Raw genomic sequence first — 13,928 nt, 5'->3', positions numbered from 1 at the left:
TTAATTTCTATAAAGCCTTTTAAGGCCTGCTTCTTTGGCTAATTTTATTGCCATTTGATATTCTTTATCTGTAATCCTCCAAGAAAGCTCAGGATACTGATACGCTTTAAAATTGGGGTTATATTGATCCATAATGTTCAAAAAAGTGTTTTCTGAAATTTCTTTGGATATAAAATTGAAAATCTTTTCAGAACCTGCCAAATCATTGGGTAAAACCAAATGCCTGACTAATAAACCTCGTATAGCTATTCCCTCTTCGTCTAAAACCAAATCTCCAACTTGCCGGTGCATCTCTTTAACAGCCTCTTTCATTATTTCGAAATATTTTGGAGCATTAGAATATTTCAAAGCAATCTTATCATCAGAATATTTAACATCTGGCATATAAATATCGACAATTCCATCCAATAATTTTAAAACCTCAATTGAATCATAAGAATTGGTATTATAAACAAGAGGAATTTTAAGACCGTGCTTAATTGCTATTGAAAGCGATTTTAAAATCTGGGGAACCTGAGGAGTTGGGGTAACTAAATTAATATTGTGGCAGCCCCGATTTTGAAGTTCTAACATCATTTTTGCTAATCTTTCAAAAGAAACTTCTTCTCCTCTTCTTAATTGAGAAATTTCATAATTTTGGCAGTAAACACAAGATAGATTACAAGAAGTGAAAAAAATTGTTCCAGACCCGCCTCGACTCGCCCATGAGTCGGGACCAAACCTTCCAACCAAAGGACTTTCTTCACCAAAATGGGGGTGAAAAGCAGAAACTACTGGTAGAAAATCTAATTGACAATATCCTTTTTCTCCTTTTATCCTATTTACATAACATTTCCTTGGACAAATCTCACAATTTTCTAAAACTTTAAAAAGTTTTTCTATCCTCTGATTTAAATCCTCTTTAGATAAATTTAAGTAGCTTGGATACATTTTTCTATTTCTATTATATAACAAAAACCGCTTTTTTGCGGCTTTCAGTTTGAAAAATTTTGAATTTGGTCCTTAACAAGTTAAATGATTCATTATAAGTCTGTAACGCTTAGATTCGACCACTTTCCGCATCTATCTCCCCAACGAGCAACGATTTTTCCATCTATTCTTGCCTCAATTACCTCACAATGATTAGGACAACCCTTGCATTGAAATGAGGTACATTTAATATCTTTATTTGAAATTCCAAAACCTAAAAATTTTGTTTTTTGAGACGGGTTTTGTTTTATTAAAAGAGCTACCCCAAAAGCACCCATTACGGTATTATATGGCGGAACAGTAATTTTTTGTTGTAAGGCATCTTCAAAAGCCTTTCTCATTCCCATATTTTCAGAAACACCCCCAAGAAAAATAATTGGGGGCTGAATATTCTTTCCCTTAGCTACGTTAGCTAAAAAGTTTCTTGCCAGACCCTGACAAAGACCAGCTACAATATCTTCTATTTTATGACCTATCTGCTGTTTGTGAATCATATCTGACTCGCAAAATACCGTGCATCGCGAGCCGATGCTGGTCGGCTTTTTTGACTTCAAAGCTAAGTCACCAAATTTCTCAATAGGAATCTTTAAGCGGAAAGCCTGGGCGTCAAGAAAAGACCCGGTACCTGCCGCACAAATTAAGTTCATGGCAAAATCAACTGCTACACCGTTTTCTAAAATAATAATTTTTGAGTCCTGACCACCAATTTCAATTATTGTTCTAACATCAGGAGTTAAAAAAGAAGTCCCCATAGCATGGGCAGTAATTTCATTCTTAATTAAATCAGCACCAGTAATTACTCCTGCTAAATAGCGGGCTGACCCCGTAGTTCCTACTCCTGCTATTTCAATTTCTAAACTATTATCTTTAATATATTCTTTCAGGTTCTTTAATCCTCTCTGAACAGCTAAAATCGGGTTTCCTTCAGTTCTTATATAAAGGTGATATAAAATCTGGTTTTTTTCATTAATTAAAACCAATTTAGTGGAAATGGAACCTACATCAATGCCTAAATATGTTCTCATAATTTTTTGCTTTTGTGATGATTTGTCACTACATCTACAAAGGCCTCAAGCCGGGTATTTATTCCGGCCTCAGCCACCTGTTCATCTAATGATAATGATAAAAATGGAATACCGCTTTCTTGGTGAATCTTCTCCAAAATTGGCCTTACTGTTATCTCTGGCATGCAGAATGCCGGGAGTAGATGAATTACTCCATCAAAACCCTTTTTCACATAATCTAACATCTCATAAATTGCATCTCTTCCGTGTCCGCCAACAGTTGATTTTAAATAAGGGTTTATTTTCTTTTGTATTATCCAATCTTTCCAGGGAAAAATTTTTTTCTTTAAATGATAAGTCAAATCCATTTCCCGATGAACTTCTATTCCTTCTTCTCCTAATTTTCTTTCTGCTTCAAAATTAATTATTGGGTCAGAAACCGTATAGATTTCCCCAATCAAACCAACCTTTGGGATATCTTTATTTTTTTCAATTTTAATCTCTGAAAATTTTCTTAAAGCTTCTCTCTTAAATTTTGGATAATCTTTCTCTTTTTCTATCCTGTCGAGTTCCATAAAAGTCTCAATTAATAACTTATCGGTCATTCCCTTTTCTATCTCCCTTGGTCTGGAATATTGAACCATCTTTTCCAGTTTTTCAATAAATCTCAATTTTTTGAAAAAAAATCTAGCTGCTTTAAAAATTTGCCAGGGAGAAGCTGCGGAAATTTCTTTTATTTTGGAATAAATATTTCTGGGATCCTGGTCAAAAATAACGAAATCTACTTTATAACCTGCTTCTTTTAAAACCTTATCTTGAACTGCACCATAATATCTCAAGCGACAAGAACCACCAAGAGCAGTAACCATAAAAATTGTGTTAGCCCCCCTTCTTATTGTCTCTAAATAATTCCCAATGTTCACCTTCAAAGGAAGGCAATACATCTCGGGAGCTAATTTTGCTCCCTCAGCAATTGTCTGGGAATTTGTTTTCTCGGGAGAAATAACCTCTAAGCCAAGTTGCTTAAAGAGAGTTTTAAAAGCAATAGTATAATTCCCCCATCTAGCAAAAGTTATTTTCGGTTTTTGTATTTTCATATAAACATTTAAGAATGGGTATAAATAAATTAAGACTCCTATGTTTTATGTTTGTATTCTTTTATGTTTTTATGATTAACTGAAGGGTATCTATAAAAGCTTCTAATCTTGTTTGAAAGCCTGCTTCTCCGGTATGTTCATCAATTATTAAATACAAAAAGGGGATTTTTGCTTCTTTAAATTCTTTTTCAACAAATTCCTTTAAAACCGCATCGCAGCCGCAAGCAAAAGAAGAGAGTTCAATTGCTCCGGTAATATCATATTTCAATATTTCTTGGATTTTTTCAATTATTTCTTTTCCAAACTCCCAGTGAAACCTTACTCCTAAAATAGGTTGAGAACAAGTAGCCTGAAGCTTTGAACTAAGAGTAACTTCTTCAATAAATATTGATTCTACCCCTAATTTTTCTAATTTCTCCTTTATCCTCAAATTAACATATTCATCATATAAATTGTAGGGATGAGAAATTAAAACAATTTTTGGTTTTTTAGATTTTATTTTTTTAAAAAAATCTTGCTTTTCTTTCTCTTTTAATTTTTTCTCCTCTGAAAAAGCAATTTTCGCAGCTTTCTTTATTTCTCCTTTCTTTTTATTTATTTTTCTTCCCAACTTCTCAAGGCTTTTTTTAAATTCTTCTTTTCTTTCGTCAAAGGTCTCAGTTAAAATTGAAGTTTTAACTAAGAGTTTTGCTAAATCAGGTAAAGCAAAAAGTTTAGGACAGTATTCAAGTTTTTCTTCGTTTGTTTTTAACCTGGGAACAAAAATTAAATCACATTTATTATCTAACCACACTAAGTGTCCCCAATAAACCTTGGTAGAAAAACAAGTTTCAGGGTCAGCTATTTTTACTCCTGCCTCCACGATTTCTTTATTGGTTAAAGGAGAGAGTAAAACCTTAAAACCGAGATTATGAAAAAAAACTTCCCAAAAATGGGGTCTTTTCCAGTGTATTAAAGCTCGAGGAATACCAATGGTCATTTTAAAAAAGGACTCCTTGTTTAGATAAAGACTCTTGTTCTCCTTTAGAAAAAATTCTTACTTTTCCATAAACCCCATCATAACCGGGTTCTACAAAAACTTTTCCTTCTCTAACCCTAATTATTCCTTCTGCAGTCTCAGGCAAGGTAACTTTCTCTAACTCATCATGAGAAGTATTAAGCAAAATTTCAAGCTCATTACCAAAATTCTCAATTAAAGACTTATACTCTTTTTCAACACCTTTGGTAGTAACACCCATTCCCAAGACTTCGGCAATTATTTCTCTCAAAGGAACTAAGCTTTTAAAAGGAATAGCTCCTTTTAGTTTAAAACCTTTCGGCTCAACTGATAATTGTTCTATCCTATTTAAAACTCCGATTGTTAAGGGTCTGCCGCAGTTAGGACAAATATTGTTATATTTTTTCGATTCCTCGGGAGCTAATCTGATACCGCACATTCTATGACCGTCGTAATGATACTTTCCTTCCTGAGGAAAAAACTCAATGGTATAAAGAAACTTTTCGGAATCTCTTGATTTTATAGCTTCAACAATAGCAGGATAACTAATCTCCGTATTAAAAACATTTGCCTCTCTACCAATATTAGCTGGTGAGTGAGCATCTGAATTTGATATTAAAATTGCTTTTTGAGCATCTGGTATGCGCCAGAGCATTGGTGGGTTAGCCGATAGCCCAGTCTCTAAAACAAAAATATATTTAGAATAATCTTCAAAACATTCCTCAATTGAATCAAACCCAGATTTTGAACCGAAAATAGAAAACCAGGGAGTCATTACATGGGCGGGAACAAACAAACAATCTGTTGAGATGTTTAAAACAATTTTTAACAATTCTTTTGCATCTAATCCTAATATTGGTCTTCCGTCAGCAGATAAATTCCCAATTCCTTCCAAACGGGTATTAATTTTTTCAACAATATCAAAAGAGGGAGCTAAAACTACAATATGAATTTTACGGACCTTCCCTCCTTTGGAATAAATACAACTAATTTCAGCGCTTAAAATAAAACGGATCCCGGTATTACTGTTTTTAATTCGAGCGGAGCGAGAATCAAGGTTCCGCGAAGCGTGGTTCTTAATCTTAAAAAGCCCGCTTTCTGCAGGTTCTAATTTCTCTTTTAAGTTTTTAAACCAAAAAGGGTGGGTGAAATCTCCTGTTCCCAAAACTTTAATTCCTTTTATCTTTGCCCATTCCTCAAGATTTTCCAAATCCATCTTTGGGGAAGTAGCCCTTGAATATTTTGAATGTAAATGGAAATCGGCAATGAACTTCATTATTTTTTAAAAAAATAGATAAAAACAACTGGTAGATAGATTGGACCTCTATCATATTGTTGGTCTATTAGGAGTATACTTACTCTTTAATTATTGATTTATAGCTTTACTCCTCTCTATATTTTATAGACTTTATAGCCTTCTCTGACTTTTTGCTCAACTTTTAAACCAATGGTTTCGCCCTTTTTAGCTGCTTTAACTTTTTTGTGGTCAATTTCTATTGATTCAATCGTTTGTTCAAAATCTGTTTCTCCACCTATTATCCTAATATTATCACCTACTTTTAAATTATCTGACAGTTCAATAATAGCCACTTCAATCTTGCTGAAATAATGAGTGATTTTCCCTATTAATTCTCCTTCCTCATGTATGGGTGGTTTATCTGACATATCTAAATTGATGTTATTATCTTCCGACCTTTAATTTTTCTTTTTTTATTTGCTTAATTAATCTTCTCACTAATTTTTTCGGCTCTCTATCATAAATAATTCTTCTCACCCCCCTAAAAGGGCCTTTAGTTATATATCTTATTTTATCTGCTGTTCCACCTGTTCCTTCTAAAACACCTATTGGTTTTTGAGTTTCAAAAGCAGTCACAAACTCGTGTAAGGTTCCCATTCGACCGCAAATTACAATTACTCCGTCTGCAGCTTTTGTCATTATAACATCTCTACCAGTATAATCAGCTCCGGTATAAACTATCACATCAAAAGCATCTATTGGAAGTCTATAGGTCTTTAAGTGAGCAGCCTCAGAGGTTGCGGGAGAAAAACCAATTGAAATTCCATCTATTTCTTTAAATCCTAAAGCAGCTAAATAGGGAATGCCTGTCGTAGCTCCTGTAACCAAGATACATCCTTGACGGGCAATCTCTCTACCAACTTCTTTGGCTATATTTTCGATATCTTTACAACAATGCTTTATTTGAGCCGCCCCAGATACTACAATTTTATATCGCATAATAAATATATTTTACACTTCCGGTCTTTAAAAAGCAAATTCCAAAATCTTATAAATATTTATATTCTTTTAAAAAATAATTTTTCATAAACTAAAAACGGGAAGATAAAACGTCCCGTTTTTAGTAAGGAGAGAACAATTTTTTCCGAAATCAGCCTAAGCTCAAACCCGATTGGACAAACACCAGGGAATTCCTTTCAGCCTCCTTCATTAAAAAACTGCTTGTCCTACGAAAACAATTCCGTATCCCCTTCAAGCTTTAATTTTAAGTGAAAAGAGATATTATTGTCAAGTCTGTTTAAAAAATGGCTCAAAATATATTTATTTGTGTCCCCAATAGGATTTGAACCTATATCTTGGGCTCCGGAAGCCTATACTCTATCCTGTTGAGCTATGGGGACGAAAAATAAAGGATGAATTATTCTCCCAGATACTTTTGTGCTACTATATATATGTTCTGCCTATTTCCTTTTTTGTCTTTTGCTATCCCGGAGTCTACAAGTTTAAATCCAACTTTTTTTATTAAACCCTCTAATTCTTTTTTAGAGAAACAATGATAGTATCTTTCAGTTTTTCTGCCCCAGGGTATAAAAACATCTCCCCAATCCAGTTTTGATTTCCCAATTATCTTTAGAATTATATATTTTAATAATAGAGATAATTCTTCCCATCTGTGAAATTTCCAGACAGTCAGAATTAATAATCCTTTAAATTTCAAGGTTCTTTTTATCTCTTGTAATAAGCGGGTTCGGAATTCCTCTGAGGGTATTTGGTGTAAAACAGCAATGTTGTAAACTTTGTCAAAAAAATTATTTGGAAAAGACAAATTTAAGGCATCTTCCACTGAAAATCTCGCTTCAGGATATTTATTTTTTGCAATTTTAATCAATTCTGCAGAATTATCGACTCCAAAATACTCCGCCTGTTTTTCCCTAAAAAATGGGAAGTATCTACCGTTTCCGCAACCCAAATCCAAAACTTTCTCGTTCTGGCTTAAATAGGCATTAAACAAAAACTTAATTTCTTGCCAGGGATAACTTCTGGTTCTTGAAAAATCCTTAGCGATTAAGTTATAATCTTGTTTAGTTTTTTCTAACAAGGATTTGGCATATTTTCTTTCCATAATCCAACGATTGAAACTTTCTCCTTTTAATTTAAAGCTTTTATGAAAATCCAAAAATTAATTATTAAAGATATAATAAAGAATCGGATTAGGACCCGGGCTGATTTAACTTCTTTTAAAAGAAATATCTCTAAAAAATATAAAATCCCTTTTCCAACTAATATCTGGTTATTAAAAGCTTATCATGAATTATTAAAAGATAAAAGAATAAAAAAAAGTAATAACCTTGAAAATTTACTCAAAACCAGACCTGTCCGTTCTCTTTCTGGAATTATCAACGTTTCAGTACTAACAAAGCCTTATCCTTGCCCTGGCAGATGTCTTTATTGTCCGGAAGAAAAGGGTATCCCTAAAAGTTATTTGTCGGGAGAACCTGCAGTAGAAAGAGCAAAAAATTTAAATTATAATCCTTATTTACAGGTAAAAAAAAGAGTAGAAATGTTAAAAATACAGGGGCATCCCACCGACAAAATAGATTTAAGGATTATTGGAGGAACCTGGTCTTATTATCCTAAACAATATCAAACATGGTTTGTAAAAAGATGTTTTGATGGCTGTAATAAGAAACTAAGTAAAAATTTAAAAAAAGCTCAAAAATTAAACGAAACAACAAAACATAGAATTATAGGTTTTTCCATTGAAACAAGACCTGACTTTATTGATGAAAAAGAAATAAAAAGAATGAGAAGATTAGGAATTACAAAGGTGGAAATGGGAATCCAGAGTATTTATGATGATGTTTTGAATTTAAACCAGAGAGGACATAAGGTAAAAGCCATTATAAAAGCAACCAAACTCTTAAAGGATGCGGGGTTTAAAATTTCGTATCAAATGATGCTTAATCTACCGGGTTCAAACCCACAAAAAGATAAAAGAATGTTCGAGGAACTTTTCAAAAACCCTGATTTTAAACCAGATTCTTTAAAAATATATCCTTGTGCACTTTTAAAGGAAGCTCCTCTCTATAAATGGTATCTAAAAGGAAAATACAAACCTTATTCTGAAAAAACCTTAATAGATATTATAAAACAAGCTAAAAAGAAAATCCCTTATTATGTCAGAATAGAAAGAATAATAAGAGACATTCCTTCACCAAGAATCATTACAGGGCCTGCTAAAATATCAAATCTTAGGCAGGTTGTTGCAAAAGAGATAAAAAAGGAGGGTTGGAAATGCAAATGTATTCGCTGTAGGGAAATTAAAGACAAATATAATTTAGAGGAAAAATTATATTTATATAGAAAAGATTATGAAGCTTCTGAAGGGAAAGAGACATTTTTAACTTTTGAAAATAAAAAAAGAGAAAGACTCTACAGTTTATTAAGGTTAAGAATAACCCAAAAGAAGCATTTTCTCCCTGTTTTACAGGACGCTGCTATTATCAGAGAAATCCATACTTATGGGCAGCTTGTGCCAATTTCAGAAAGAAAATTGGCTCCTCAACATAGAGGTTTAGGAAAAAAATTAATTAAAAAAGCTGAAGAAATAGCTAAAAAAGAATTTGGGTTAAATAAAATAGCTGTAATTTCAGCAGTCGGAACCCGTGAATATTACCGCAAGTTTGGATATAAGCTAAGAGATAGCTATGTGGTAAAATCCCTAAAATAGAAATAGCTCTATTCTTAAATGAAAAGGGATCTAAGCTCCTTTTTCATTTTCCGGCGAGGCGGGGGTGTCCTCGCTGCCAAAATAAAAAGAGCCTTCAGTGAAAAAATTTTGCCGAAGGCTTAAGGTTCAAAAGAGACAAGTAGCCAAGTTGTCGAGGCTCAGTCAAATTTCCGAGCGGGAGCGAGACCCATATTATCCCAGCCGTCGTCGCCCCACCAGTAGCCGACGCTGAAATCCTCCAAGCCGAACTCACCGATATAGACATGGAAGCCAGCAACGTCAATATCTTTACACCAGACACAGTCGTCGTCCTTAAATAGCCGTTCACCTGTAGCCTTGAACATCAGGAGCATTTCGTAGACGTAGACAATGGCACGCTCTCTTTCTTCGTTCTCCTTGAGAAGCTTTTCTTGCTGTTCGTAGGTCTTTGACCTGCTTTCTTCAAGAATCGACTTTCTCATGAGATACCAGCGAAGCTCAGGTGTTTCTTTGTTAGCAAATTCTTCCTTGTCATACCAAGAACCTTGATATGAATAGAATTTCGGTTGACCATTTTCAGGGAACATCTCTTTGAAACGATGGATAGTCAGGGGCTTTCCTTCTTTGTCACGGTTAATACCTAAAAAGAGAATATGGGTGTCTTTACATTCCTGAAGCGTCTTGTCGCTAAAGGGAATTTCTGCTATTTTTGATAGTTCTTCTTTGGTAAGTTGAATGCCGAAATATTTAGCCACCTCCTCAACGCCAAAGAAGTTTTTGCCCATTATTTTTTGAACTCTTCTTTGACGAGCAATAATGGCCGCCTCTCCGTCCATTTCTTCAAATCCTATTCCACAATAAGCACAGAATGACTCCATTAATCTTAATTCCGCTCCGCAAAAGGGACAGATTGGCTCTTCAAAAGATAATTCTTCTGGTTCTTTTTCTGTTATTTTACATCACCTTTTTAATTTTAAATTTAACTATTCTATTCTGCCTCATTTTCCAAACTTTGTCAAATTACAAATAAAAAAGGAGCTGAGCTCCTTTTTCACTTTAAATAAGTTTTGTGATTAAATAACCTAAAATAGAAAATAGAGCAATAGGAGGTAGGGCAGGAATGGGCTGCCTTTTTTTTTGTGAAAGAAAAAACCAAAAACTAACTGAAAGCCCGATTAAAGAAAAAAAACCGACAATCAAAGATTTTAAAACTCCAAAAGGAATCAAAGAACAACAGAAAAGCAAAGGAAAAACTATATCTCCCCCACCCAAGATTAAAAATTCTCCACCCGGTTTAATTTCTTTTAATGGTTCAAAAAAAGCAGAGAGATTTGGAGGAATAATCAACCCCAGAACAGCCCTGCTCTTAACCATCTCTTTTGCCATCTCAATCATATGTTTTGTTTTATAAACTGCTATAAAATCATAAACTGAAAAAATTATTAAAAGAGCCATAACTATTTCAGGTGCAAGAGTTAAACCCAAAATACTACCTACTCCAGCAATTGCCAAAATAATACAAAGGTCTTGAATTAAAATCGAGGGTTGCTTCCACCACCAAAGAATCAAAACACTTATTAAAATTAAAGAAATAATATCCGGAATCCAAACGCTAAGCATTAGTACTCCCCCTAAAAAAATAGTTAAAACAAAAAGGATTTTAAAGATTAATCTTTTTTTCTTTTTAGTTTTTATCAAACGAATAATAAGAAAAATAAATATGCTGGCTAAAAAGAATTGGAAAATGAAGCGCCAGAAAGAAATCTGGGGAATCTCTATTTTTTGAATTGTAAGTATTTTATTAGATTTAAAAGCAGTAGTAATTCCTAATACTAAGGTTAGAGAAAACAAAAAAAATTCAACAATAAAAATTTTCCAGAACTTTTTTAAAAAAATTGTTTTTTTCTTTTTCACTTTTCTTTTCCTTGTTTTAAAATCTCTTCTATTGGATAATGAGGGGCTATTCTCTGAATTTTTTCTATAATTTTATTTTTTTCTTCTTTGTTTTTAGTTTTTAAATATTTCTCTTTTAGCTTTTTAAGTTTTTCTTTTCTTTTTCGTTTGATTTTTATCTCAAACCGTCTTCTTTTTACAGAAATTTTACTCATATTTTGTTCTCATTAATCTTTTTTGGATTTTGACCTTTTCTCGCTTTGGGATTCCACTTTTCATTATTTTAAAGTATCAAAAACTAACTTCTCAGCCATAGCCAGTTTTATTAATTAGACTTTACCTTACCACGAAAACAGTTCTCGTGGTGTTTTTAGAGGCGGGAAACCCTAATCAATCCCGAACAAGGAATGATTTTTATACCTCTTTTTTCAAGCTCATCTAAGAACAAATTAACGCCCAAAGAATCAGAGCTCATATGTCCTGCAATAACTACGTTTATATTTGCTGCTTCAGCTTCTTTTTTATGCTCCTCTGAAATATGCATTCCGATAATAGTTCCAATACCGGCTATAGCCATTTTTTCGTATAGTTTTGGGGAACCTTCTGTACCACCTGTTATTTCCGTAAGAGCTATCTTACCGCAGCGGTTTTCTTTATTTCCAACAAAAATCTTAGGTCCTGACCCAAACTCCCTGGCTTTTTTATATTCTTGAATATTCTCTAAAAATTCTACTAAGTCTTCAATCCTCATTATATTATCCCCTTCCTTTTCAATTTCCTCTTTTAAAAACCTTGCTGCTAAGTTATCACAAACAGTATGAAGACACATTAAGTTAAATTTGAGAATCTTTGCAGCATCCACGGTTCTTTGATGGTTTAGTTTGCTTACTCCTCTAGCCACCTCTGAAATCCTTTCTTTCATTAAACCCTCGGCAATATTTATCGGTACTCCGTATTGATTCAGGACATCACACTGAAGTTCCATTACTTCAGACAGATTAGCTAATGCCTTTCCCAAGGGATGATGAGAGATAATCAAATCAATAAGACCTACCTCTTTGGCCAATAAAATTTCGGCGGGGTGAATATCTATTCCCGCTAAAACCTTTTTTATTTCTTTATCTTCAGCCACATTTAAAACCCTCGAATCCAAATAAGGATTCTTTAATGCTTCTCTATCGAAATTTCTTTTTTCTTCTTCTGATAACTTTTCGTACTTTTTATTTCTTCTCTTTAAAAGATTCTTCACTCCTTCCCTTCCCCTGAAATCAGCATCTATTGCTTTATTTATTGCTAAGTTAAAAATTTCTTTAATTTTCATAGTTTTTGTCTTTTTTTAAAAATTTTTGATACAGTTCTTTAATTAATTTTTCTCTTTTTTTAAAATCAAAAACCTCTCTCCGAATTCGAGCCTTTTCTCTACGAATATGTTTCCGTAATGATTTTGGCATCCTTTTCTCTTTCATTTAAATAATAAAATTTCTTAGAAATTTTGAATTTTAAATTTTCGTTCTGCATTTTGCAATTTGAATTTTACATTTTTTGTTATTCTCCCTTAATAACAGCTAGTGGTCTTAATTTTGCCACTCTTTTAGACAATCCAGCATTATGGACTATCTGGACAATATTATCAATATCTTTATAGGCCATTGGGGCTTCCTCGGCAATTCCTCTCAAACTCTGGCATTTAATAATAATCCCTTTTTGCTCTAAATCTTTCACCACTTCTTGCCCAGAAATTGTCCTTGTAGCCTGACGTCGGGACATTATTCGTCCTGCGCCATGGCAAACAGAATGCCATGTTTCCTTAGATTGTTCTGTCCCTGCCAAAATATAAGAAGCTGTTCCCATTGAGCCCGGAATTAAAACTGGCTGCCCAACTGCTTGGTATCTTTCCGGGATTTCAGGATGATGAGGAGGAAAAGCTCTTGTCGCTCCCTTTCGATGTACAATTAATTTCACTCTCTCTCCGTTAACTTCATGCTCCTCAATTTTAGCGATATTATGGGCAACATCATAAAGCAAACTAAGTTCTTCTTTTTCTCCTAATATCTTTTTCCAAGCTTTCCTTACATGGTGAGCTATCATATGACGATTAGCCCAGGCGTAGTTTGCTCCAGCGCACATTGCTTTAAAAAATATTTGCCCTTCTGGCGAGTTGAAAGGAACACAGGCTAGTTCTCTGTCTGGTAATTTTATACTGTATTTGGGCATAACTCGCGCCATTACCCTCAAATAATCTGTACAGTTTTGATGACCCAAGCCCCTTGAACCAGTATGTATCATTATCACTACTTGGTTTTTAAATAACCCAAATGCTTCTGCTACTTCTTCGTTAAAAATCTCGTCTACTTTTTGAACTTCACAAAAATGATTCCCTGATCCGAGAGTCCCAACTTGATTTCTCCCTCTGTTTTTAGCTCGATCAGAAACAACTGAAGCCTCTGCTTGTTCCAATCTTCCTCTTTCTTCACAGTTTTCAATATCTTCTTTTTCTCCATAGCCCTGTTTTACAAGATAAGAAACTCCACCCTCTAAAATCTTATTAATCTGTTCAATGCTTAATTTTATTTTCCTGCCTCTCCCTAAACCAGAAGGAACTTCTTTTTGTATCTCAGTAGCTAATCTATCTAAATGGGATTTAACGTCTTTTTCAGTATATTCTGATTTCAACAATCTAACCCCACAATTCTGATCGAATCCTATTCCGCCGGGGGAAATTACTCCATTTGGGAATTTAGTGGCTGCCACTCCACCAATAACAAAGCCGTAGCCGGTATGAATATCTGGCATAGCTAAAGAATATTTTACAATTCCAGGCAAAAAAGCAATATTTACCAGTTGCTCCAATGCTTTGCTTTCAACCTGTTCCCATATCTTTTCAGAAATATAAATACGCGCTGGAACTCTCATGCCAACTCGAAAACTCTTAGGAATCTCCCATAAATAATTTTTTACTTTTTTAAAGTTATTCTTAGAAATCATTTAACGAAAAACTTATCTTTGTTTCAACTTTTTATCT

At 33.7% G+C, this 13,928-nt stretch carries 15 protein-coding genes and 1 tRNA gene; 1 reads left to right on the top strand and 15 read right to left on the bottom strand.

What is annotated here, in order from left to right; all coding sequences use genetic code 11:
- From IB617_01130 to IB617_01090, 9 genes are all read right to left on the bottom strand, one after another.
- The gene (locus IB617_01130) at positions 1-930 is read right to left on the bottom strand and encodes a radical SAM protein (GenBank protein ID UZE93419.1); all 930 of its coding nucleotides are present in this window, start codon (positions 928-930) and stop codon (positions 1-3) included.
- 92 nt (positions 931-1,022) lie between these two features.
- The gene (locus IB617_01125; GenBank protein ID UZE93418.1) at positions 1,023-1,994 is read right to left on the bottom strand and encodes a 2-hydroxyglutaryl-CoA dehydratase; all 972 of its coding nucleotides are present in this window, start codon (positions 1,992-1,994) and stop codon (positions 1,023-1,025) included.
- Positions 1,991-3,070 carry a hypothetical protein gene (locus IB617_01120; GenBank protein UZE93417.1) on the bottom strand — a complete coding sequence of 360 codons (1,080 nt, stop codon included), beginning with the start codon at positions 3,068-3,070 and terminating at the stop codon, positions 1,991-1,993. The genes IB617_01125 and IB617_01120 overlap by 4 nt, the downstream gene beginning before the upstream one ends.
- A gap of 61 nt (positions 3,071-3,131) precedes the next feature.
- Positions 3,132-4,049 carry a hypothetical protein gene (locus IB617_01115; protein UZE93416.1) on the bottom strand — a complete coding sequence of 306 codons (918 nt, stop codon included), beginning with the start codon at positions 4,047-4,049 and terminating at the stop codon, positions 3,132-3,134.
- Position 4,050: 1 nt separating this feature from the next.
- Positions 4,051-5,343, bottom strand: coding sequence for a DNA helicase UvrD (locus tag IB617_01110; GenBank protein ID UZE93415.1), 1,293 nt, complete (start codon positions 5,341-5,343; stop codon positions 4,051-4,053).
- 116 nt (positions 5,344-5,459) lie between these two features.
- The gene (locus IB617_01105; protein ID UZE93414.1) at positions 5,460-5,732 is read right to left on the bottom strand and encodes a hypothetical protein; all 273 of its coding nucleotides are present in this window, start codon (positions 5,730-5,732) and stop codon (positions 5,460-5,462) included.
- A 16-nt stretch (positions 5,733-5,748) separates the two neighbouring features.
- Positions 5,749-6,303 carry an LOG family protein gene (locus IB617_01100; protein UZE93413.1) on the bottom strand — a complete coding sequence of 185 codons (555 nt, stop codon included), beginning with the start codon at positions 6,301-6,303 and terminating at the stop codon, positions 5,749-5,751.
- A 328-nt stretch (positions 6,304-6,631) separates the two neighbouring features.
- Positions 6,632-6,704: transfer RNA gene (locus tag IB617_01095), tRNA-Arg, on the bottom strand.
- Between the two features lie 17 nt (positions 6,705-6,721).
- Entirely contained in the window at positions 6,722-7,426 is a 705-nt protein-coding gene (locus IB617_01090; GenBank protein UZE93412.1) for a class I SAM-dependent methyltransferase, read from the bottom strand.
- 42 nt (positions 7,427-7,468) lie between these two features.
- Between IB617_01090 and IB617_01085 the strand changes: the two genes are divergently transcribed.
- The gene (locus tag IB617_01085; GenBank protein UZE93411.1) at positions 7,469-9,034 is read left to right on the top strand and encodes a tRNA uridine(34) 5-carboxymethylaminomethyl modification radical SAM/GNAT enzyme Elp3; all 1,566 of its coding nucleotides are present in this window, start codon (positions 7,469-7,471) and stop codon (positions 9,032-9,034) included.
- 158 nt (positions 9,035-9,192) lie between these two features.
- Here the strand turns inward: IB617_01085 and IB617_01080 are convergent, their stop codons facing one another.
- The 6 genes from IB617_01080 to IB617_01055 form a co-directional block, all read right to left on the bottom strand.
- Positions 9,193-9,891, bottom strand: coding sequence for a hypothetical protein (locus tag IB617_01080; protein ID UZE93410.1), 699 nt, complete (start codon positions 9,889-9,891; stop codon positions 9,193-9,195).
- Positions 9,892-10,069: 178 nt separating this feature from the next.
- Positions 10,070-10,927, bottom strand: a complete 858-nt coding sequence (locus tag IB617_01075) for a hypothetical protein (protein UZE93409.1) — start codon at positions 10,925-10,927, stop codon at positions 10,070-10,072.
- Complete coding sequence (locus IB617_01070) at positions 10,924-11,121, bottom strand: hypothetical protein (protein UZE93408.1); 198 nt, start codon at positions 11,119-11,121, stop codon at positions 10,924-10,926. The genes IB617_01075 and IB617_01070 overlap by 4 nt, the downstream gene beginning before the upstream one ends.
- Positions 11,122-11,276: 155 nt before the next feature.
- Complete coding sequence (locus IB617_01065) at positions 11,277-12,227, bottom strand: NGG1p interacting factor NIF3 (protein UZE93407.1); 951 nt, start codon at positions 12,225-12,227, stop codon at positions 11,277-11,279.
- A complete protein-coding gene (locus IB617_01060) occupies positions 12,217-12,372 on the bottom strand; it encodes a hypothetical protein (protein UZE93406.1) in 156 nt (51 codons plus the stop codon). The genes IB617_01065 and IB617_01060 overlap by 11 nt, the downstream gene beginning before the upstream one ends.
- Positions 12,373-12,451: 79 nt before the next feature.
- Positions 12,452-13,891, bottom strand: a complete 1,440-nt coding sequence (locus IB617_01055) for an RtcB family protein (protein ID UZE93405.1) — start codon at positions 13,889-13,891, stop codon at positions 12,452-12,454.
- Between the last annotated feature and the right edge of the window lie 37 nt (positions 13,892-13,928).

Source organism: Candidatus Nealsonbacteria bacterium (assembly GCA_026016225.1).
Classification (GTDB): Bacteria; Patescibacteriota; Minisyncoccia; order Minisyncoccales; family JANBVM01; genus Nealson33H.
The sequence above is the reverse complement of the archived record's forward strand: the minus strand, read 5'-3'. Positions and strand labels throughout refer to the sequence as shown.